This is a genomic window from Erythrobacter sp. JB3-1, from assembly GCF_057364995.1.
In genome coordinates this window covers 329907-352223 of the sequence record NZ_CP200289.1, presented here as the reverse complement: position 1 = coordinate 352223, position 22317 = coordinate 329907, and the positions used below count along the sequence as shown (strand labels likewise).

The window sequence follows — 22317 nt, the reverse complement described above, 5'->3', positions numbered from 1 at the left end:
GAGCCGCCCTAAAGTGATCACCTCCGCTGCCTTTGCTGGAAAACGCTATGCCGTGCTCGGCCTGGCGCGGTCCGGCGCGGCCACGGTGGAGGCGTTGCTGGCGAGCGGCGCTGAGGTGACCGCATGGGACGAGCGCGAGGAAGCGCGCGGGGCATTCGTGGGCCGGTGCGAACTGGCCGATCCTCTGCAGATTGATCTCACCGGATTTGCAGGCGTGGTTGTGTCCCCCGGTGTCCCGCTCAACACCCATCCAATCGCGCTCTATGCGGCGACATTCGATGTCCCAGTGATCGGCGATATCGAATTGTTCGCTCAGGCCCGTGCTGATCTGCCGCCGCACAAAGTGGTTGGCATTACCGGCACCAATGGCAAGTCGACCACAACTGCGCTGGTCCATCACATCCTGCAAACCGCGGGCGTGCCCAGCGTAATGGGCGGCAATATTGGTGAGCCGATTTTGGGCCAGGACCCGCTACCAGCAGGCGGGGTCTATGTGCTGGAGCTATCGAGCTATCAGATTGATCTGACGTTTAGCCTGGATTGCGATGTAGCGGTGCTGCTGAACATCACGCCGGATCACCTGGACCGGTATGATGGTGATTTTGAGAAATATGCGGCGAGCAAGGCGCGCCTTTTCGACATGCAGTCGGAGGAACATGCAAAGGTCTTTTCTGGCCATGATGATATGAGTGCAGCGATCGCGTACACATTGCGTGACGAGATTCTGCCTCCGCAATTCGTGCGAAAGACTGCTGTTTCTTCCCCTTCACTTCAGGGGCCGCATAACGCTCAAAATGCAGCCGCAGCGTTCGAGGTTTGCTCGACTCTAGGGGTTGGGTTGCCTGACCTTAATGTCGGATTGAATACCTTTACCGGCCTCCCGCATCGCATGGAACGTGTCGCTGAGGTCGCCGACGTAACCTTCATCAACGACAGCAAAGCGACCAATGCGGATTCCACCGCACCGGCCATCGCTGCGTTTCCGCCTGATCCCGATCCCCGCGTACGCTGGATCGTGGGCGGCATGGCCAAGGAAGACGGCCTCGGCTCGCTCGCTCGTCTGATGGACCACGTCGCGGGCGCCTACACCATTGGCCGCGATGGTGAGATGTTCGCGCAGGCCATCCAGTCCTCCGCACCCGCGCAATATTGCGAAACGCTGGGCCAGGCCTTTGCCAAGGCGCATGGTGATGCGCGTGCTGGCGATGTGGTGCTGTTCTCGCCAGCGGCGGCGAGCTTTGATCAATTCCGTGATTTTGAAGACCGCGGACAGCAATTCCGCGATCTCGTCCATGCCTTGGGAGAGGCCGCATGAATTCCGTCGGTTCACCGGCTTACGGCCCTTATGCACCCGGCCGCAGCGGCGGATCATTCCACGCGCCTGTGCCGGTGCGGCGCGGTTGGATGGGCGATTTGCGCATTTGGTGGCGCGAAGTCGACAAATGGCTGCTTGGCCTGGTTCTCGTCATGATGCTGATCGGCACCGCTGCCGTGGCGGCTGCCTCGCCTGCCAGTGCAGAGCAATTGTCGACCGCTGAGGTGCGCCTCGATGAATTTCTATTCCTGAAATCGCATGTCGTGTGGCAAATCATGGGCGTCGGCGTGATGATCGCCACCAGCTTTGCCAGCCGCGACAATGCGCGCCGCATGGGCATTTTGCTGTTCGCCGGAATGCTGGCACTGCTGTTTCTTGTACCGATTATCGGGGTTGAGAAAAACGGCGCGCGCCGCTGGCTAGAGGTCGGCATGTCGCTCCAGCCGTCTGAGTTCTTGAAACCCGGCTTTGCCATCGCGCTTGCGTGGATTCTAAGCTGGCGACTGCGCGATCCTAATCTGCCGGTGCTTACCTTTGTGACGATGATCATGGCTCTCGTCGCGGGCCTGCTGATGCTACAGCCAAACCTTGGCGCGACCATCCTGTTCGCAGGCGTGTGGTTCGTGCTGGTACTGCTGTCGGGCGTCTCGGTGCAGCGGATCAGCGCGCTGGTTGGCGCGGGCGTGGTCGGTCTGACGGCGACCTACTTCCTCTATGACAATGCGCGCCACCGGATCGATGCGTTTCTGGGCGGTGGCACCGCGTTTGACCAAGTTGATCTGGCTCAGCGGACCCTGCTGGCGGGCGGTTGGACCGGCAGCGGGCTGTGGCTGGGCATTCGCAAGATGAACCTGCCAGAAGCGCATACGGACTATATCTTCTCCGTCATTGGCGAGGAATATGGCCTGATGATCTGCGCGCTGATCGTGCTGCTTTATCTCGCGATTGTCGCGCGCGTGCTCGTGCGCCTGGTGGATGAGGAAAACCTGTTTGTTCTGCTCGCAGGGGCTGGCCTCGTCACCCAAATCGGCGGGCAGGCCTTCATCAATATTCTCGTCAATCTTCAGCTGTTCCCATCAAAAGGCATGACCTTGCCGCTGATCAGCTATGGCGGCTCGTCAACCTTGGCGGTGTGCTTTACATTCGGCCTGTTGCTCGCAATCACGCGGCGCAATCCGTTCCTAAAGCGCGAGACGCCGGGACTGCGAGACTTTCTAGAAAATAAGGAGGAGCGCGAATGAATACCGATGCTCCCAAGTCCAATCGTCATTTCGTTCTCGCCGCTGGCGGGACCGGCGGCCATTTGATCCCAGCCTTCGCGCTGGCGGCAGAGCTGGACGCGCGCGGGCATCATGTGGCCTTGATCACGGATGAGCGCGGCGCGAATATCCCGGGCAAGCCCGACTATTTGACCGCGCATGTCCTGCCCGCTGGCCGGTTTGGCAAAAACCCGCTGCGCTGGCTGGGCGGTGCGCGCGCGGTGCGCGATGGCCGCAATATGGCGCTGCGCCTGTTTGATGCGTTTGAACCCAGCGCGGTGATCGGCTTTGGCGGCTATCCCGCTTTCCCCGCGCTGCTCGCCTCAACCAAGGCTGGCATCCCCAGCGTGGTGCATGAACAAAACGCTGTGCTGGGCCGGGTCAACCGCCTGCTCGCTGGCCGCGTGAATGCCATTGCCACCAGCTATCCTGAGGTGGAGCGCCTCAAAGAGAAATACGAGACAAAGGTCTATCTGGTCGGCAATCCGGTCCGCGCTGAAGTGCTTGAGCTGCGCAAGCAGGATTTTCCTGAGTTTACCGACGAAGGCCTGCTGCGGGTGCTGGTCACCGGCGGCAGCCAAGGCGCGAGCATCTTATCCCAAGTGGTGCCCGATGGTCTGGCGATGCTGCCACCCGCGCTGCGCGGCCGCTTGCAAGTGACGCAGCAATGCCGCCAGGAAGATATCGACGCGGTGCGCGAACGCTATTTGAGCCACGATATCCCGGCTGAGCTCGGCACGTATTTTGAGGATATGGAAGACCGCCTGGCTGATTGCCATGTGTTCATTGGCCGCGCAGGGGCTTCGACCATTGCTGAACTGACCGCAGTTGGCCGCCCCGGCATTCTGATCCCGCTGCCGATTGCGACGGACGATCATCAGGCCGCCAACACCCGCGAGATTGTGGCCGCTGGCGGCGCGCGTATGGTGCGCCAAGCGAACTTCGCGCCCAAGGAACTGGCCAAGCAAATTCAGGCGATGGCGCAAAAGCCAGCGAGCCTCGCGAACGCCGCGCATGGCGCGTGGAATTGCGGCCGCCCGGATGCGACGAAAGATCTTGCGGACCTGATGGAGAGCTTTGGCGGGGCGGACATGATGGATGTCATCCGCGTGGGTGAGGGCGAAAAACGAGCGCCCGCGACCAATACCGCAGCCGAAGGCGCGACCAAGGACGCTGTTCGGGATTCTGCGGAATGAAAGGCGTGGCAACCGATATTGGCACAATCCATTTCGTCGGGATCGGCGGAATTGGCATGTCGGGCATTGCCGAGGTTATGCACAACCTCGGCTACGGCGTGCAGGGCAGCGACTTGGCCGAGGGGCCGAGCGTAGAGCGCCTGCGCGCGCGCGGCATCACCGTGCATATCGGCCACGAACGCGAGAATGTGGACGGCGTTAGCGTCGTCGTCACCTCCACCGCCGTTCGCCGCACCAATCCAGAGGTTGCCGCCGCGCTGGAGAACCGTATCCCCGTGGTGCGCCGCGCCGAAATGCTGGCCGAGCTGATGCGTTTGAAATCCACCGTCGCGGTGGCCGGTACGCATGGCAAAACCACCACCACCAGCATGATCGCAGCCTTGCTCGACAAGGGCGACGTTGACCCCACCGTTATTAACGGCGGGATCATTGAGCAATATGGCTCCAACGCGCGCCTCGGCGATAGCGATTGGATGGTGGTCGAGGCCGACGAGAGCGACGGCAGCTTCCTGCGCCTCGATGGCACCATCGCGGTCGTCACCAATATCGATCCAGAGCATCTTGACCACTACGGCGATTTCGACGGCGTCAAACGCGCCTTTGTTGAATTCATTCACAACGTGCCGTTCTATGGGGCCGCCATCCTGTGTGTCGACCACCCGGAAGTGCAGGCGGTGATTGGCCAGGTGCGCGACCGCAAGGTTGTGACCTATGGTTTCTCTTTGCAGGCTGACATTTGCGGCGTGAACATTCGCCCGCATGAAGGCGGCAACCGTTTCGATGTGATCATCCGGCAACGCGGCGAAGAAGACCGCCGGATCGAAGGCGTCAACCTGCCCATGCCGGGCCGCCACAACGTTCAAAACGCTCTAGCCGCGATTGCGGTCGCGATTGAGATGGGCTGCCCCGATGATATTATCCGCGAGGGCTTTGGCCAGTTTGGCGGGGTTCGTCGCCGCTTTACTAAGGTTGGCTCGGTCCCAGTCGAGGGCGGCGCTGTCAGCATCATCGACGATTACGCCCACCACCCGGTCGAAATCCGCGCCGTGCTGGAGGCGGCGCGCGAGGCGGCCTCGGCTGGCGAGAGCGAAGGCCGCGTCATCGCGATTGCCCAGCCGCACCGCTATTCGCGCCTCAATGACTTGATGGAAGACTTCCAAACCTGCTTCAACGAAGCGGACGAGGTCTATGTCACCCCGGTTTATGAAGCGGGCGAAGACCCGATTGAAGGCGTTAGCTCTGCCGCGCTCGTCGCAGGCCTCAAATCGCGCGGGCATCGCTCTGCGCAGACGATTGAGGATCAGGCATCTTTGGCGAGCGCGCTGGCTGCTGACATTCGCAAGGGCGACATCGTCGTGTGCCTGGGCGCGGGCGACATCACCAAATGGGCGGCGGGGCTCGCGGGCGCAATTGAATCGAAGCGGAACGCATGAACGACATGGTACAACCCGACGACTGGAATGACCGAGACAGCGGTATGGCTCCGACCTGCGCGATTGAAGGCGGCGCGGACGCTCCTGTGCCGACCGAGAACATCCGGGGGCGTCTGACCCAGAACGCGTCTCTGGCAAAATTCGTCTGGTTCAAAAGTGGCGGCAATGCAGATTGGCTGTTTGAGCCTGCAGATCTCGAGGATCTAAAGAGCTTTTGCGAGCAGCCGGACGGGGAAATTCCTGTCATGGCGCTGGGCGTCGGCTCCAACATGATTATCCGCGATGGCGGCGTGCCGGGTGTGGTGATCAAGCTGGGCAAGGAATTCTCTGAGGTTGAGATAACCGGCGAAACGACGCTGACCGCTGGGTCCGCGACGCCGGTCAGCATCGTGTCGCGGCGTGCGGCGAAAGCTGGGATCGACGGGCTATCGTTCTTCACCGGCATTCCCGGGTCGGTCGGCGGTGTCACTCGCATGAACGGCGGCTGCTATGGCCGCGAAACTTGCGATGTGCTGGTCGATTGCGATGTGATCCTTCCGGATGGACAGTTTGTGACGCTGACGAACAAAGAGCTGCAATACAGCTATCGCCATTCCGCATTGCCCGATGGCGCGGTTGTCGTCGCCGCGCGGTTTGAGGGCTTTCCGGGCGATCCAGACACGATCAAGGCGGAGATGAACCGCATCTCCAGCGAGCGCAAAGACTCGCAGCCAATTGGCAGCATGACTGGCGGATCGACGTTCAAAAATCCGCCCGGTCACAGCGGCTGGAAGCTGATCGATGAAGCGGGCTGCCGCGGTCTGAGGAACGGCGGCGCACAGGTGAGCGAGAAGCACTGCAATTTTCTGATCAACACCGGCAATGCGACCAGCACCGAAATTGAAGGTCTGGGCGAGATGGTGCGCGAGAAAGTCTATGCCCATTCCGGCATTCAACTGGAGTGGGAAATCAAGCGGGTGGGCCGGCCGTGAGCACTTCCGCCCCTCTCCATATCGCTGTCCTGATGGGCGGCTGGGCCGCAGAGCGCGAGGTCTCTTTGATGACCGGCAATGGCATTGCCTATGCGCTCGAGAGCAAGGGCCACCGCGTCACCCGGATCGATATGGGCCGCGATGTCGCTGCGCGGATCGCTGAGGCGGCGCCAGACGTTGTGTTCAACGCGCTGCACGGCGTGCCTGGTGAAGACGGTACGGTGCAAGGCATGCTCGATCTGATGGGTGTTCCTTACACCCATTCCGGCGTTGCGACCTCTGTGATCGCGATTGATAAGCAGCCGACCAAGCAGGCGCTTGTCCCGCATGGCATCCCGATGCCGGGCGGGCATATCGTCGCCTCTGAAGAGCTGCATACGCGCGATCCGCTGCCGCGTCCTTATGTGCTGAAGCCGGTGAACGAAGGCTCATCCGTGGGCGTTGCGATCATCACTGAAGACAGCAATGTCGGCAATCCGATTGCCCGCGGTGCTGAGGGGCCGTGGCAGGAGTTTACCGAGCTGCTGGCCGAACCCTTTATCAAGGGCCGCGAGCTCACCACCGCGGTGATCGACGGGCCGGATGGGCCGCGCGCGCTGGGCGTGACAGAGCTGATCATCGAAAGCGGCTTCTACGATTACGAACACAAATACACCGATGGCTGCACGCAGCATGTCTGCCCGGCGAATGTCCCGGTGGATATTGCGGCGCTGTGCGAAAGCTATGCGATCCGCGCGCACCAATTGCTGGGCTGCCACGGCGCGAGCCGCACGGATTACCGCTGGGACGACGAGGCAGGCGAGGCCGGTCTGTTTGTGCTGGAGACCAACACTCAGCCAGGCATGACGCCGCTCAGCCTAGTGCCAGAGCAGGCGAAACATGCCGGAATTGAATATGCCGATCTTGCAGAAATGATCGTGCACGAGGCGCTCAGGATACATGGGGCGGCGAAAGCCGGTTCTGCTGCGCCTGCCAAGCAAACAGGAGGCACTGATGGCGCAGATTAAACGCGGCGGAAAAGGTGTAAGGCGCGCAGTCAAAGCATCGAGCCGGGCGAAAACCGCTCGCCAGGCGCGGGCACGCACCAGCGGCGTTCTCGACAGTGTGATCGGCTTGCTGCCGTTCACAGACGAGCAATTGCAGCGCATCTTCCTCTCGATCATTATCGGCGGCGCAGTGGCGCTGGCGTGGTTCATTGCCAGCCTCGCAGGCGTTCCGGCGATGGCTCAGGCCCAGGTTGCGCATCTCGCCTCTGACGCTGGGTTTGAGGTGCGCCGCGTGCGCGTGACCGGCACCAGCCGGATGGACGAGCAACACGTCTACAGCCGCGCTTTGGCTCAGCGTGATCGGCCCATGCCGCAGGTTGAGCTGGAGGCTTTGCGCGAGGAATTGCTGGAGTTGCCGTGGGTCAAAGACGCGCGGGTTTCCGCTCAGCCGCCGGACACTTTGGCGATCGATATTGTTGAGCGCACGCCGCATGCGGTGCTGGAGAAGCCAGACCGTTTGGTGCTGATCGATGCAGAGGGCACGGAGCTGGAGCCGGTTGCGCGCGACAAGGCGAACAAAATGCTGATGATTTCTGGCCCAGGCGCAAGCCGCCAGGTGGCCGATCTCGACCGTTTACTGGCGACCGCGCCTGCCCTGAAACCTCAGATTGAGGCAGCGGAATGGGTCGGCAATCGCCGCTGGAACCTGTCGTTCAAAACAGAGCAAGTTCTGGCTCTGCCAGAAGGCGATGACGAGGCGGCAACGGCGCTGGTCAAATTCGCGCGGATGGACGGGCAAAACCGCTTGATCGGCGGAAAAGTCGCGACCTTCGATATGCGCGCCCCGCCGCGGATCTACATGCGCGTGCCAGGCCGCTCTGAACAATTGCTCGCCGGTGGATCGGGCGCCGGAGGAACACCGTAATGGCAAGCTCCAAGGGTCACAGCTCCGCCGGTAACGCGCGCCTTTCCAAAATTTTTGGTGCGGTCAACATCGGCTCCTTCCGCATCTCGGCCATGATCATGGGCGAGACGGAGAACGGCGATCTCATCGTGCTGGGCTCTGGCCACCGCGCCAGCCAAGGGATCAAGCGCGGCTATGTGATCGATATGAGAGCGGCGACTTATGCCATTCGCGACGCGGTGGAGCGGGCGGAGAAAAACGCCGGTGCCAGCGTGCAAAGCGTGTGGGTGGCCTGCGCGGGCGCTGGTCTAGCCAGCAATGTCTCCAATGTAGAGGTTGAGATCGGCGGTCGCCGGATCGAAGAGGAAGATGTCGAGCACCTGCTGATTGCGGCGCGCGACACGATCCAGCCGGACGGGCGGATGGTCCTGCACGCTCAGCCAGCGCATTACACGCTCGACGGGGCGCATGGCGTCGCCAATCCGCGCGGGCTCCATGCAGAGCGGCTGGGCGTTGATGTACACGTGATGCTGGCCGATGGCGCGCCGGTGCGTAACCTAACCGAAGTCGTGCAAAGCGCGCATTTGGAGGTGGAGGGCGTCGTCGCCGCTCCACTCGCTACCAGCTATGCTGTGCTCTCTCAAGAAGAGCGCGAGCTGGGTGTTGCATTGGTCGAAATCGGCAATGATGTGACCAATGTTTCCGTCCACGCCGGCGGCATGCTGCTGGGCCTGCGCGCGCTGCCGTATGGTTCGGGCGATATCACCGATGCGATCGCCAGCGCCTTTGGCATTCGGCGGTTTCAGGCAGAACGGCTGAAATGTGTCTCAGGATCTGCTATTGCCTCGCCAAGCGATCACCGCGAGATGATACCGGTCAACGGGCCAGGCGATGAAGTCACTGGGCCATTGGCGCGCGGTGCGGATGATAAAAACCGCATTGCGAGGGCAGAATTGGTCTCGGTGGTGACGCAAAACCTCTCCCAGCTCACCGATGAAGTGGGCCGGGCGCTGAAGGCGATGGGCTTTTCCGGCTCGCGGGCAGGGCAAGTGGTGCTCACCGGCGGCGGAGCTGAGCTTGCCGGGCTCGCCGAATTTGCGCAAGGTGCGCTAGGGATGCCTGTGCGCATTGGCCGCGCGCCAACGTTAACCGGGCTGCCCGAGGCGCATTCAACGCCGGGCTTTGCGACATTGGCGGGATTGTGCCTCTATGCCGCAGATGATCCGGTCGATATTCGCGCAATCGGCGCACAATATCAGCAGACCGCCAAATATGGCGGTGGTGTGGTAGGGACACAAATGGCGGCGCGATTATTCCGCGCGCTTAAGGAATACTTCTAAAGAGCCTTGGTAAGAGGCCGAAGGACAATTGAGGCTCTGTGGATAAGGGTTAGTGCGCTATAACCGCGAAGACGCGAATGTGGCACAAGTATTGAGAATTATTACGTATGGCGGGACAAGGATGGGTCGTCTCTCGCCTGAAAGGGACAATTGATGAGCATTAATATCGGACCAGCAGCGAGCGATGACATGCGGCCCCGCATTACCGTGGTGGGTATTGGCGGCGCTGGCGGCAATGCGATTGCGAACATGATTGAATCCGACATCGAAGGTGTCGAATTCATTGTTGCCAACACGGACGCTCAGGCATTGAGCAGCAGCCCGGCGGCAACCCGCATTCAGCTCGGGCCGGATATCACCGGTGGTTTGGGCGCAGGCGCTCGGCCAGAGGTCGGCAAAGCGGCGGCGGAAGAAACCGTTGCTGAGATCGAAACCGCGCTGGAAGGCGTGAACATGGTCTTTATCGCCGCGGGCATGGGCGGCGGCACCGGAACGGGTGCAGCGCCAGTGATCGCCGAGGCGGCTCGCCGCAAAGGTGTGCTGACGGTTGGCGTGGTGACCAAGCCATTCCTGTTTGAAGGCACGCGGCGGATGCGCGCGGCAGAGGCTGGCATTGACGAGCTGCAAGAGCATGTCGACACGCTGATCGTTATCCCGAACCAGAACCTGTTTCTGGTCGCTCAGGCAGAGACCACTTTCAAAGAAGCGTTCCAGCTGGCCGATGAAGTGCTGCAGCAGGGCGTTCGCTCGATCACCGATCTGATGGTGATGCCGGGCCTCATCAACCTCGACTTTGCCGATGTACGCTCTGTGATGAGCGAAATGGGCAAGGCCATGATGGGCACAGGCGAGGGCGAAGGTGAAAACCGTGCGCTTGATGCAGCGGAACAGGCAATTGCCAACCCGCTGCTCGACGGTGTCAGCATGCAAGGCGCCAAGGGCGTGATCATCTCGATCATCGGCGGCGAAGACATGAAGTTGCTCGAAGTCGACGAGGCGGCAAACCACATTCGCGAGCTGGTGGACGATGATGCCAACATCATCTGGGGCAGCGCGTTCAACCCTGATCTCGATGGAAAGATCCGCGTCAGCGTGGTCGCGACCGGCATAGAGCAAGGCGCGGTTGGCACGACGCGGGACAGCGCACCTGTCGCGCTCTCCAGTGCCCGCGCGCCTAAGCGCCCGGTTCTGCCATTGCCCGGTGAAGAAGAAGCCGCAGCAGCGGCGGTTGAAGCTGAGCCGCTGACCCTGTCAGAGCCGGAGCCAATGATCCTGTCCGAACCAGAAGTGGACGAGATCGAGGAAGAAGAAGAGCCAATTTCGGTTGAGCCGTTTGATCTTTCCGGCATGCAGGCCGGTGATGATCTGGGCGAGCTGGATGATGACGATGTCGATGGCATTGTCGATCCGCTGGCTGGACTGCGCGATGCAGAGGCCGGTTTGAGCGGCGGCAGCATGCCAGAGCCAGCAGCTGACGACGCGTTTGGTTCGGCTGCAGAGGCTGGCTTTGGCGCGGAAGCTGAGGGTGAAAGTGATGACGGCGAAGCGGCATTCGATCTGACAGCAGAAGCACCGGACGACGATGCGGATGGCGGCGATGATTTGCTCGCCAGCGCGGACCGTCTGGCCGAAGAAGACAATCCGGTTGAATCCGGCGTACCATCGCGACGCTCCGGCATCCTTGGCTCCGGCCATGGCGATGGCGGCGGCGCAAACACAAGCAGCGGCGGAGCAGCAGGCGCGGCTTCGGGCGGCGGCAGCACTCTGTTCGAACGCATGGCCAACCTTTCGCGCAGCTCCGGATCGGATGATGCGGAGGAAGAAGAGGAAGAGGATAAGAGCGGCGAAGACGCACCAGCGCTCAGCATTCCGCGTTTCCTTGGACGGCAAAACAACCAATAGCCCTTCTCAAAAGGCGGAATTAATCGGGCGGGTGCAGCGATGCACTCGCCCGATTTGCGTTTGGGGTAGCGGCCGGATTATTTCTTGGCACACACGGGCCAGCGGGGCGTTATTCGCGAAGATGCGATGTTCACCTCGCTTTCAGTTCGCTTTCGCTAGCGAAAATGTCCCCAGCCGCTAGTTAGAGAAACTATGATTCTGCGGTCCCCCCGTTCGCTTTTTCTGTCCGGCATTGCACGGCGCATCCCGCTTGCGGCGTTTACCGTCGGCGCTGGCCTTGGTCTGAGTATAGCCGCCGTGCCTGCTCAGGCGCAGGACAGCGGGGCGACATCACGCGAAGTCGTCCAGCCCTTGCCATCGGCTCAGGTTCAGCGGCTCAACCGCGCACTGCTGCGTTTGGCGCGCAGCCCGCGCGATCTCAGCACTCTGATCGAGGCCGGTAATGCCGCGATGCTGCTGGGCGATATGGACGCCGCGATCGGTTTCTTCGGCCGGGCTCAGGATATTTCGCCAACCGACTCGCGGGTCAAAATGGGCATGGCGGCGGTGTTCCTTCGCTCGGACCGGCCCATTGAAGCGCTAAGGCTGTTCAATGAGGCGGAGGCCGCTGGCGCTTCCTCCCGCGACGTTATGGGTGACCGCGGTCTGGCCTTTGATCTGGTCGGCAATAATCAGGCGGCACAGGCGAGCTACCGCGATGCCTTGGCGCTAACGGAAGACAGCGAAGTGGTTCGGCGGCTTGCGCTGAGCCAAGCGATTGCCGGCGACAAGCAAGCGTTTGAAGAGATCCTGAGGCCGCAATTGGAGGCGCGCGATTTCGCCGCCTTCCGCACGCAGGCGTTTGGCCTGGCGATATTGGGCGAGCAAGACGAGGCAGCGGCGATTGTCGATGCGGTGATGCCGCGCGATTTGGCCGCCCGCATGACGCCCTATCTCGCCTTCATGCCGCGCTTGACCAAGGCTCAGCAAGCCGCCGCCGCCAATCTCGGTATCTTCCCCGCCGCCGCGCAAGTGGGCCGCGACGATCCGCGCATTGCGGAATATGCCGCGCAAGGCAGAGCCATTGCGAGCGCAGCGGACACCCGTCTGGCTCCGGCAGGAGAGCCGCTGGGCAGGGTCGCCGATGCGGGCGATGCCGCCGATCAGAGCCTGACGCCGGGTGTAGAGCAGATTGAACCGTCTTCCTCCACGCCGCCTGCTGCTGCAATTGCTGCGGCTCCTGAAACACAGCCTGCCACACCTGCTTCGGCAGAGGCTGTTCGTGTGGCCCGCGCAGGTGAGACAGCGGCGACTGCCCAGGCTGGCGGAGAATCGCCGCGCCCTGGATTCGATCTCGCACGAGTGAATACCCGGGAGACAGCACCGGCCCCGCGCTCGAGTGTGGCCGATGCCTTTGCGGAGTTTGGCTCCGATGTCCCGCGCGTTACCAGAGCGGGTGAGGGCGCGGTTGATCTGGCCGCGATTGAAATCCCGCGTGAAAGCGAGATCGAAGTAGAACCGGCAGAACCCGAGCATCCGCGCCGCCAATGGGTGCAGGTTGCAACAGGTAAAGATCGCTCCGCCTTGCGGTTTGATTGGCGGCGCTTCACCCGCACGGCGCCTGATGAATTGAGCGGCCTTAACCCGCATGTTGTGCCCTGGGGCGAGGCCAATCGTCTGCTTGCCGGACCGCTTGGCACCGCGCAGGAAGCGCGCCAACTGGTCACAGCGCTGCGCGCTCAAGGTCTGGACAGCTTCACCTATACCAGTCCAGAAGGGCAAGAAATTCAAGAACTTAAATAAGTTTTTGGGTTACGAACAGCTTTCTGTGCACAGGCTTTGAACAGCGCAGTGGGGTTCTCCCCAGCCAGCCGACGCCTTCACATTGCCAAGCGCCCCTTTGCCAAGGCATCTGTCATGGCCGATGACAAAGAGAGCCAAATCATGAGACCGCGCGAAAACGAATTCAGCGCTTCGGAAGATGCCGCGCCGGTCGATATGCTGGCGGCCCTGTTCGAGGCGCGCGGCTGGCCGTGCGAAGTCGTCTCCAGTGACGAGCTGACCGGCGAAGTGCAGGGCAGCTGGACCAAATATCAACTGCGCGCGATCTGGCGGGCAGAGGACAATGTCCTGCAATTCATCGCGCTGCCAGACATTCGCGTCAGCGCTGAAAAGCGCCCTGCAGCCTACGAATTGCTGTGTCTGGTCAATGAGCAGATGTGGCTCGGCCATTTCGACATTTGGTCCAATGGCGATGTGCTGCTGTATCGCCACGGCGCGATGCTGGGCGATGATGGGATGCTCAGCCTGACCCAAGCGCAGTCTTTGGTCGAAACGGCGATTGATGAATGCGACCGGTTCTATCCCGCGTTCCAATTCGTGCTGTGGGGTGACAAGGCCCCGCGCGCCGCGCTCGACAGCGCGCTTGTCGATGCCGCCGGGGAGGCGTAACCCTCTCGCAGGTTAGGCGCGATTGGTAGGGGCGATTATGTCCAAGGTTCTGATTTTTGGCTGCGGCAATATGGCGGGCGCGATGCTGGCCGGGTGGCTGGCGGCTGGGGTGGAGCCAAGCCGCTTTGTGGTGGTCGACCGCTCGATGAAGCGCGCACCAGACGGAGTGGAGCTGCACCGCGAGATCCCGCAGAATTCCGGTCACGATGCGATCCTGCTCGGCGTGAAACCTCAGCAGCTTGCGGATTTGCGCCCGATGCTTCAGCCCGCAGCCGGATCGAAAGTGGCGGTGCATTCCTTGCTGGCAGGGATCACTCTCGCGGGGTTAGCGGAGGCTTTTCCTGATGCCCGGGCGCATGTGCGCGTGATGCCCAATCTCGCCGCGCGCATTGGCAAATCCCCGGTCATTCTGGCGCAAAGCGGCCTTAATGCGGCGGAGCGCGACAGCGTCTTTGCGCTATACGATCAATTGGGTAGCGCCGTCTGGTTGGAAGATGAGGCGCAGTTCAATCTAATGACCGCTCTGGCAGGCTCCGGCCCCGGCTTTGTTTACCGCTTCATTGACGCGCTGGCCGGTGCGGCCACGGACCTAGGCCTGGACCGGGCATCGGCGGACCGATTGGCGCTGACCATGGTGGAGGGCGCGGCCTCTTTGGCGGGCAATGCGACGGGCTCTCCGGGCGAGCTCGCCGACCAAGTGGCCAGCCCAGGCGGCATGACGCGCGAGGGCCTAAATGTGCTCGATGACGGGGCCGCATTGCGCGCACTTTTGCGAGCGACCTTGGCCGCGACCGCGCAGAAAGGCGATGATCTCGCGCAAAGTTCTGGTAAATCAGCGGGATAGTAGCCTTAACGCAGCGTAAGCATCGTGAAGCGGTTTTGCTTGAAATACGCGGCAAAAATCACGATATTGCCCAATGAAGGCGCGTATGTCCGCGCCCGCTTTTAACTGTAGGGATGACCATGTCTGATTGGAAAGACACTCAGCAATCACAGCAGGGCTTTGGCTCTTCTGTGCCCCGTACCGGCGGGAATCTTGCCGGTGAGACGTATGATGAGGGCCTGCGCAAGCATATGCTCTCGATCTACAATTACATGAGCTCCGGCGTATTGCTGACAGGTATTGTTTCGTTGTTGTTCGTCAATTCTCCGTTGTTTGGAATGGCATTCAATGTCGTCGAGACGCCGTTTGGTGCTCAAGTTTCGCCAACCATGCTTGGCTGGATTATCAAGGTGTCGCCATTGCTGATTATGGCGTTTTGGTGGTTCGGCGCAAACAAGGCGAGTGAAAGCACGTTAAAAATTGCGTTCTGGGCCTTTGCAGTATCCTTTGGTCTGTCACTCTCAACGATATTTGTTATCTACACAGGCGAGTCAGTGACGGCAGCGTTCTTCGCCACGGCCTCAGCCTTTGCCGGCCTCAGCTTGTGGGGTTATACCACGAAGAAAGACATTTCTGGTTGGGGCAGCTTCCTCATCATGGGCGTGATTGGCCTGCTGGTTGCGATCTTGCTTAACGCTTTCATCTTCCAATCGGGCGCAATGGGTATCGTGATCAGCGTACTTGGCGTGCTAATTTTCGCTGGCCTCACTGCCTACGATACACAGAAGTTGAAGAACCAATATCAGTTCGTGCGCGGCACGGCGGATGCTGGTCGGGCTATCATTTTTGGTGCGCTCAACCTGTATCTAGACTTCATCAATATGTTCATTTTCATCCTGCAATTGCTTGGTAACCGCGATTGATCTGAATGCTCGGTCAGCGCGGTTTGACGCAAAACTTGCCGCGCCAACCGATAAATGATTGCAAACTGTTGATGCCCGGGGCGTGTAGTGCGCACCGGGCATTTGCTTTGGTGGCTAAGCGCAGTAACGCATTGTGCTTCAGCTTGGGGCAAGGCAATCTAGCGCATGCATATGGCGCATTGCCCGGGGCAAGTTATGATATTGAGAGAGGCACATCCTAATGAGCGCAGCACAACTGGCCCAGACGCCGGTACAGCACTTGACCCCTGCGGTCGCATCACCTTCCGCTGGCTCCAAACTGGGGCTGCGCATTCTGACCGTTGCCGCCGGTGCCGCTGCGCTTGGCGCTTGCGCAACAACCCCGCCGCCTCCGCCTCCACCACCGCCGCCCCCACCGCCGGCGGTTGAGGCGATCCCGTCGCGGCCATTGCCGCCAGGGGGGCATCCTACGTGATGGATATTCCGGCGACCGGCGCGGATGGTCAACGCATCACGATCAATCGCGGGATCAGCGATGATGAGAAGGTCTGGCACTTCCGATCTGCCTGGAATGTGGCCGCGCTCAATTGCACCGCCGCGCGCCATGCGCCGGTGCTCGATGCCTACAGCTCTTACATCTCTAAGCATTCGCGCGCGCTGAAGCGCGTGAACGACCGGATTGATCAGGTTTATCGCAGCCAGCTCAGCTCTCGCCGCAGTGCAATTATGGCGCGCGAAAGCAAGATGACCAGCGTCTACAACTTCTTTGCTTTGCCGCCTGCGCGCTCGAACTTCTGCAACAATGCGCTGGATATTTCGAACCGCTATCTGGCCGCGCCAGATGAGGATCCGATCGCCTTCGCGATGGCGAATTTTGAGCTGAAGGAAGCACCGTTTCACACCTTCTTTGCCGAGTACGAGCAGTACCAGCGGGAATCGGCCGCATGGGATGCTCGCTATGGCGAGCGTTACGGCGCTTCTCAGCCGGGCTGGGTCGCGGTCCAGGCTGCTCGCCAATCTGGCAATTTCGGATCAACCCCGCCGCCCTCTGGCTTCGTGGCTGATCCGGGAACCAGCGGCAATGCGCAGGTGCCGATTGTGCCGGTGGACGAGGGCGTAGTCTCTCAACCAGTGACGCAGCCGATCCCGGATGCGGACCCAGCAGCGGCAGATCCCGGGACATAGCGCAGAGCTAGCGCTCCTCACTCCTCACCGTCGCAGGCATTGTCTTTGCGTGCCATAGCCACCCGCGCCCTCCACCCTTCCACCCGGAGCCTACCGGGATACCATCCGGGTGGACGGGTGGAGGGCGTGGGCGGCGCGGATGTCTGAGAGCTCAACGCGCTTGCGCCCCTTACAAAAGCTGACTAATCGCAATTCCACGCATTGGTAACGGGAATGCGGTGCAGGGCCTTTGGTCCTAAAGCCGCGGCTGTCCCTGCAACTGTAAGCGGTGAGTGATTGACCTCGCGCGGGCTCTGATACGAGCGCGTAGCCACTGGGAAGGCCGTGAATGGCCGCTTGGGAAGGTGAGAGGCAAGAGCGACGACCCGTGAGCCAGGAGACCGACCAGCGCGTGTCGCTTGTTGCCTGGTTCAGGGATTGATCCGGCGCGAAAGAATTTTCGTCTCGAGCGACGATTAACGGGGCTGCGTGGGGGTTTGACGCCGCGCGGTCCGTCGCTTTGGACGGAAGGAAATATCTTGAGAAATCTATTGTTGAGCAGTGTGGCTGCTGTGTTTGCGCTTAGTTTGAGCGGCCAAGCGGCTGCGCAGGATGAGGACGCGGCGGGTCAGTCCGGCGCACAGTCCGCCGATGATGATGGAGCGGATCCTGAATCTCTCTATCTCTCGGCCACTGTGCCGAACATTCTGGTCAGCGCCAGCAGGTCGCGGGACTCTGATGTCACCAAATACACCGGCTCTGCGACCGTCTTGACGCGCGATGATATCGCCGTGCGCCAGGTCCGCGATATTGCCGAGGTGCTGCGCGATGTACCGGGTGTGGCCGTCAGCGAAACCGCTGGGCAGACCCAAATTCGCCTGCGCGGCAGCGAGGCTAATCATGTCCTCGTGCTGGTCGATGGCATTGAAGTCTCCGATCCCTTCGCTGGTGAATTCGACATCAGCACTTTGCAGGCCGAAATCGGCTCGAGCCTAGAGGTGCTGCGCGGCGCGCAATCAGCGCTCTATGGCTCTGACGCGGTCGGCGGCGTAGTCGCTTACAACACCGCCAGTGGGAGCGATTTGGAAGGCTTCGCCGCGCGGGTAGAGGGCGGCACGCAGGACACGATCAACGCAGCGGCGCGTTATGGCGCATCGGGCAGCAATTGGAACGCCGCGCTTAGCGCCAATCTGGTCAGCACCGATGGTCAGCCCAACGCGCGCGGCGGCATTCGCGATATTGGCCGCGACAGCTATACGGTGTCGGGCAAAGGCGCGGTCGAGCTGAGCGAGAATTTCGAACTGCGCGCGGTGGCCCGCTACGTCCAGACCGAGGGTCAGTTCAACAATTCTGAGTTTGATACGACCAGCCCAAACTTCGGCTTGATCGTCGATTCCCCGGACACCCGCTTTGAAACCGAGGCGTTTTACGCGCTGGTTGGCGCGCGGCTAGAATTGCTCGATGGCGATTGGACCCACGACCTGTCCGGCCAGATTGCCGATGTCAGCCGCGACACCTTTGGCGCGTTTGGCCGCGCATCAGGCAGCGAGGGCGAGCGGCTGAAGGCCTCCTACGTCTCTGGCATTCAATTCGGCGGCGGCCCGGTCCTGCATCAGGTCACATTCGCGGCGGATTGGGAGCGTGAAAGCTTCCGCAACACCGATCCATCCGGCTTCGCCTTCACCGGAGAGCGGGACACCGAAAACACCGGCCTGGTCGGCGAATATCGCCTGTCAGTCCTACAGTTTGAGCTTAACGCCGCGCTGCGCCACGATATCAATGACCGGTTCGCCGATGCGACCACTTTACGCATCGGTGCGGGCTATGACTTCCTGCAGGGCACGCGCATTCGCGCCGCCGCTGGATCAGGCATCAAGAACCCCGGCTTTTTTGAGCTGTTCGGATTTGTCGATGGCCAGTTCATCGGCAATCCGGATCTTGAGCCTGAACAATCCACCGGCTGGGAAGTGGGCGTGGACCAGGATATTGCGGACGGCGCTGTCCGCTTGTCGGCAACCTATTTCGAAAGCGAGCTGGAGAACGAGATCTTTACAGCGTTCCCGCCGCCTAGCTTCACCGCCACGCCGGGCAACCGCGAAACCGACAGCGAACGTCAAGGGATTGAGCTGTCCGCGCGAGCACGCTTGGGGCCGCAGTTCGCGCTCGACGCGGCGTATACGTATCTCGATTCTGAGGAAGACGGGGTCGAGGAAGTGCGCCGGCCTGGCAATATCGCCTCTGCCGCGCTGACATGGACCGCGCCGAATGACGCCGCCTCTGCCACACTGATCGTGCGCCACAATGGCAGCACTGATGATGTGGCCTTCACCGACCCCAGCTTCGTGCCGGTCCGGGTGCGGCTGGATGATTACACGCTCGTCAATCTGGCGGGCGAGGTGAAGCTGTCGGAGAATATCCGCGCCTTTGGCCGGATCGAGAACCTGCTGGGCGACCGCTATGAGCAGGTGTTCAGCTTTGTCAGCCCGGGCCGCTCAGCTTTGATCGGAGTAGAAGCGAGGTTCTAAACTCTCGCTTTCTGATGAGGAAATGCATAGGAGCGCTCTATGCATTTCCTTGATCAAGCCAAGATATACCTAAAGTCGGGCGGCGGCGGGCCGGGAGCGGTCAGCTTTCGGCGCGAAAAGTACATCCAGTATGGCGGCCCGGACGGCGGCAAAGGCGGCAAAGGCGGCGATATCATCTTTGAGGCTGTTGGCGGCCTCAACACGCTGATTGACTTCCGCTATTCGCAGCATTTCAAGGCTCCGCGCGGCGGGCACGGCATGGGCCGTGACCGCACAGGGGCTGGTGCAAAAGACTTGGTCGTCAAAGTCCCGGTCGGCACACAGGTGCTGTCCGAGGACAAGGAAGAGGTGCTCGCTGATTTCACCGAAGTCGGTCAGCGGATCGTCTTTATGGAAGGCGGGCAGGGCGGACGCGGCAATGCCTCGTACAAAAGCTCCACCAATCGCGCCCCGCGCCAGCATCAGCCGGGCGAACCGGGCGAAGAGGCGTGGGTGTGGTTGCGGCTGAAATTGCTCGCTGATGTTGGTCTGGTTGGCCTGCCCAATGCGGGCAAATCGACCTTTATTAATGCGGTGTCCAACGCTCAGGCGAAGGTCGGGCATTACGCCTTTACTACCTTGGTGCCGAAGCTGGGCGTGGTTCGCCATAAGGCCCGCGAATTTGTGATCGCTGATATTCCCGGGCTGATTGCGGGCGCCGCTGAAGGCGCGGGGATCGGTGACCGGTTCCTGGGGCATATCGAGCGCTGCCGCGTGCTGATCCACCTGATCGATATTTCCGGCGATGATCCGGCGGAGGCGATGCGCGTGGTCGCCGAGGAACTCGAAGCCTACGGCGCCGCGCTGGAAGACAAGCCGCAGCCGATCGTGCTCAACAAGGTCGATCTGGCCGATGATGAGCTGGCCGAGGGTTTTACCGAGGAGCTGAAAGCTGCGGGCGCGGACGAGGTGTTTGTGATTTCTGGTGCGAGCGGGGCAGGAATTGAGCCATTGCTCGACGCGGTGCTCGGCTATCTGCCGGATCGCACCTCGACCGAGACGAAGGCCGCAGAGGTCGAAGAGCTTCCCGAAAGCGAGGATGGGGATGCAGGCGAATGGTCGCCGATTTAAGCGCATTTGCTGATCCTGCCGCTTGCCCGCGTTTAGTGGTCAAGATCGGCTCGGCCTTGCTGGTCCAAGACGGCGCGCCGCGCCGCGAATGGCTTGCGACACTGATCGCTGATGTGGCGCGGCTGCGTGCGAATGGCCAGCAGGTGATCTTGGTCAGCTCCGGTGCGATTGCACTGGGTGCGGCCCGGCTTGGCCTGCCCAAAGGCGGCCGGGCGAGCCTTGCCGATGCGCAGGCGGCGGCGAGTGTTGGCCAAGTCGCGCTGGCGCAGCTGTGGGCAGAGGCGCTGGGCGCGCATGATATTACAGCGGCGCAAATGCTGGTGACGATTGGCGATCTGGAGGACCGGCGGCGTTATCTCAATGCCTCCGCGACGCTCGAACGCTTACTGGAGGCGGGCGCGGTCCCGGTCGTCAATGAAAATGACAGCGTGGCGACCGAAGAAATTCGTTTTGGCGATAATGACCGGCTCGCCGCGCGCGTGGCGCAGGCGGCGGATGCGGATGCGGTGCTGCTGCTCTCCGATGTTGACGGGCTGTACGATAAGCCCCCTGGAGAAGACGGTGCGCGCCTGATTGAACGGGTCGACAGCGTCACGCCCGACGTGATCGCTATGGCCAGCGATGCCTCCTCATCGGGACTGGGGTCGGGCGGCATGACCGCCAAATTGCAGGCCGCGCAGATTGCCGAGCGCGCCGGGATTGCACTGGCGATTATCAATGGCACGCATGATGCGCCGATCACGCGGTTGCAGGATAAGGGCATTGGCACTTTGTTCGCGGCCAAGGATGTTGGCGATGCGCGCAAGACATGGCTCGGCGGGCGCTTGGCACCAAAGGGCAGCATCACGGTTGATGCAGGCTGCAAAAAGGCTCTGACCAAGGACGGGGCCAGCGTGCTTGCGGTCGGTATCACTGCGGTCGAAGGATCGTTTCAGCGCGGTGATTTGATCACTGTGTGCGCGGCAAACGGCACTGTGCTGGCTCAGGGCCTTTCAGAGTATGACGCCGTCAGTTGCCGCAGGATAGCGGGCCTGCGCCACGATCATCAGGCCAAAGTGCTCGGCTATGCCCCGCGTGCGGCGGTGGTTCACCGCGATCATCTGGTGCTGCTGTGAAGCTGGCCATCACCGGGTCCACCGGCTTTGTCGGCCAGGCGTTTTTGGACGCCACGACGGCAGCGGGCGAGCACGAAGTCCGCGCTCTGACCCGGCGCGAACAGGAACCTCGCGAGGGCGTCACCTGGGTTCAGGGCACGTTGAGCGATGTCGAAGCCCTTGCCAAACTGATCGAGGGCGCTGACGCAGTGGTCCATATTGCAGGGCTCACCAACACGCCTGATCTCACAGAATTCGAAGTCGCCAATGTGCTTGGCACCCAAAACATGATCGCGGCGACAAAGGCGGCCGGAGTAAAGCGGTTCGTGTTCGTCTCCTCGCTCTCCGCGCGCGAGCCGGATTTGTCGGCGTATGGCGCATCAAAAGCGCGGGCGGAGACCTTGGTGGAGGCCAGCGGCCTGGATTGGACGACGGTGCGCCCGCCTGCGGTTTATGGCCCGCGCGACACGGATATGTTTGAACTGTTCCGCAGCGCGAAATGGGGCCTCGTGCCGCTGCCGCCGCGCGGGGCAACCTCGATCATCCATGTGCAGGATTTGGCCGAGCTGCTGCTTGCGCTGACCGGGCCGGTCGCCCCCAGCCGCGTGCTGTTTGAGCCGGACGATGGCCGCGAGGGTGGCTGGAGCCATAAAGAGCTCGCCCATGCGATTGGCGCGGCGATAGGGCGCAAGGTGCTTGCCCCGAACCTGCCCGCCAGCGTGTTGAGCGCGGCGGCGCGCGCGGACAAGATTTTGCGCGGGGACAAGGCCAAGCTAACCGCCGACCGGGTCGGCTATATGTGCCACCCCAATTGGGTCGCGCGCTCGCTAAAAGCGGTGCCTGACCGGATTTGGAAACCCAAGATATCCGGCGAGGAAGGCCTCGCTCAGACGGCCAAATGGTACCGCGATAAAGGCTGGTTTTAAGGAATCGCGAATCCCCGCGAAGGCGGGGACCTCAATC

Annotated in this window: 18 protein-coding genes and 1 riboswitch; all 18 genes read left to right on the top strand. The window is 61.5% G+C overall.

The window, feature by feature from the left end; genetic code table 11:
- Window positions 1-13: 13 nt before the first annotated feature.
- The 18 genes from murD to AC0V6M_RS01690 all read left to right on the top strand — a co-directional run bounded on the left by murD (window position 14) and on the right by AC0V6M_RS01690 (window position 22280).
- Complete coding sequence (gene murD, locus AC0V6M_RS01775) at window positions 14-1315, top strand: UDP-N-acetylmuramoyl-L-alanine--D-glutamate ligase (RefSeq protein ID WP_486137148.1); 1302 nt, start codon at window positions 14-16, stop codon at window positions 1313-1315.
- Window positions 1312-2556 carry an FtsW/RodA/SpoVE family cell cycle protein gene (locus AC0V6M_RS01770; protein ID WP_486137147.1) on the top strand — a complete coding sequence of 415 codons (1245 nt, stop codon included), beginning with the start codon at window positions 1312-1314 and terminating at the stop codon, window positions 2554-2556. Before murD ends, AC0V6M_RS01770 begins: the two co-directional genes overlap by 4 nt.
- Window positions 2553-3770 carry an undecaprenyldiphospho-muramoylpentapeptide beta-N-acetylglucosaminyltransferase gene (gene murG, locus AC0V6M_RS01765; RefSeq protein WP_486137146.1) on the top strand — a complete coding sequence of 406 codons (1218 nt, stop codon included), beginning with the start codon at window positions 2553-2555 and terminating at the stop codon, window positions 3768-3770. Before AC0V6M_RS01770 ends, murG begins: the two co-directional genes overlap by 4 nt.
- On the top strand, window positions 3767-5203 hold the full coding sequence (murC, locus tag AC0V6M_RS01760) for a UDP-N-acetylmuramate--L-alanine ligase (RefSeq protein WP_486137145.1): 1437 nt from the start codon (window positions 3767-3769) through the stop codon (window positions 5201-5203). Before murG ends, murC begins: the two co-directional genes overlap by 4 nt.
- The gene (murB, locus tag AC0V6M_RS01755) at window positions 5200-6174 is read left to right on the top strand and encodes a UDP-N-acetylmuramate dehydrogenase (protein WP_486137144.1); all 975 of its coding nucleotides are present in this window, start codon (window positions 5200-5202) and stop codon (window positions 6172-6174) included. Before murC ends, murB begins: the two co-directional genes overlap by 4 nt.
- Window positions 6171-7181, top strand: coding sequence for a D-alanine--D-alanine ligase (locus tag AC0V6M_RS01750; protein ID WP_486137143.1), 1011 nt, complete (start codon window positions 6171-6173; stop codon window positions 7179-7181). Before murB ends, AC0V6M_RS01750 begins: the two co-directional genes overlap by 4 nt.
- Complete coding sequence (locus AC0V6M_RS01745; RefSeq protein WP_486137142.1) at window positions 7168-8085, top strand: cell division protein FtsQ/DivIB; 918 nt, start codon at window positions 7168-7170, stop codon at window positions 8083-8085. Before AC0V6M_RS01750 ends, AC0V6M_RS01745 begins: the two co-directional genes overlap by 14 nt.
- Window positions 8085-9404, top strand: coding sequence for a cell division protein FtsA (ftsA, locus tag AC0V6M_RS01740; protein WP_486137141.1), 1320 nt, complete (start codon window positions 8085-8087; stop codon window positions 9402-9404). Before AC0V6M_RS01745 ends, ftsA begins: the two co-directional genes overlap by 1 nt.
- Before the next feature lie 153 nt (window positions 9405-9557).
- Window positions 9558-11306 (top strand): cell division protein FtsZ, encoded by a 1749-nt coding sequence (gene ftsZ, locus AC0V6M_RS01735; RefSeq protein ID WP_486137140.1) that lies wholly within the window; start codon window positions 9558-9560, stop codon window positions 11304-11306.
- A 192-nt stretch (window positions 11307-11498) separates the two neighbouring features.
- Window positions 11499-13088, top strand: coding sequence for an SPOR domain-containing protein (locus tag AC0V6M_RS01730; protein ID WP_486137139.1), 1590 nt, complete (start codon window positions 11499-11501; stop codon window positions 13086-13088).
- Window positions 13089-13229: 141 nt separating this feature from the next.
- A complete protein-coding gene (locus tag AC0V6M_RS01725) occupies window positions 13230-13736 on the top strand; it encodes a type III secretion system chaperone family protein (RefSeq protein WP_486139553.1) in 507 nt (168 codons plus the stop codon).
- Window positions 13737-13773: 37 nt separating this feature from the next.
- Entirely contained in the window at window positions 13774-14580 is an 807-nt protein-coding gene (locus AC0V6M_RS01720) for a pyrroline-5-carboxylate reductase family protein (protein ID WP_486137138.1), read from the top strand.
- A 119-nt stretch (window positions 14581-14699) separates the two neighbouring features.
- On the top strand, window positions 14700-15482 hold the full coding sequence (locus AC0V6M_RS01715; RefSeq protein WP_486137137.1) for a Bax inhibitor-1/YccA family protein: 783 nt from the start codon (window positions 14700-14702) through the stop codon (window positions 15480-15482).
- 453 nt (window positions 15483-15935) lie between these two features.
- The gene (locus AC0V6M_RS01710; protein ID WP_486137136.1) at window positions 15936-16646 is read left to right on the top strand and encodes a hypothetical protein; all 711 of its coding nucleotides are present in this window, start codon (window positions 15936-15938) and stop codon (window positions 16644-16646) included.
- A 185-nt stretch (window positions 16647-16831) separates the two neighbouring features.
- A riboswitch (cobalamin riboswitch) is annotated at window positions 16832-17049 on the top strand.
- Window positions 17050-17164: 115 nt separating this feature from the next.
- Window positions 17165-19150 carry a TonB-dependent receptor plug domain-containing protein gene (locus AC0V6M_RS01705; RefSeq protein ID WP_486137135.1) on the top strand — a complete coding sequence of 662 codons (1986 nt, stop codon included), beginning with the start codon at window positions 17165-17167 and terminating at the stop codon, window positions 19148-19150.
- 39 nt (window positions 19151-19189) lie between these two features.
- The gene (gene cgtA / locus AC0V6M_RS01700) at window positions 19190-20260 is read left to right on the top strand and encodes an Obg family GTPase CgtA (protein WP_486137134.1); all 1071 of its coding nucleotides are present in this window, start codon (window positions 19190-19192) and stop codon (window positions 20258-20260) included.
- Window positions 20245-21375: a glutamate 5-kinase gene (proB, locus tag AC0V6M_RS01695; RefSeq protein WP_486137133.1), complete on the top strand. Its 1131-nt coding sequence runs from the start codon at window positions 20245-20247 to the stop codon at window positions 21373-21375. The genes cgtA and proB overlap by 16 nt, the downstream gene beginning before the upstream one ends.
- Complete coding sequence (locus tag AC0V6M_RS01690) at window positions 21372-22280, top strand: NAD-dependent epimerase/dehydratase family protein (protein WP_486137132.1); 909 nt, start codon at window positions 21372-21374, stop codon at window positions 22278-22280. The genes proB and AC0V6M_RS01690 overlap by 4 nt, the downstream gene beginning before the upstream one ends.
- Window positions 22281-22317: the final 37 nt, after the last annotated feature.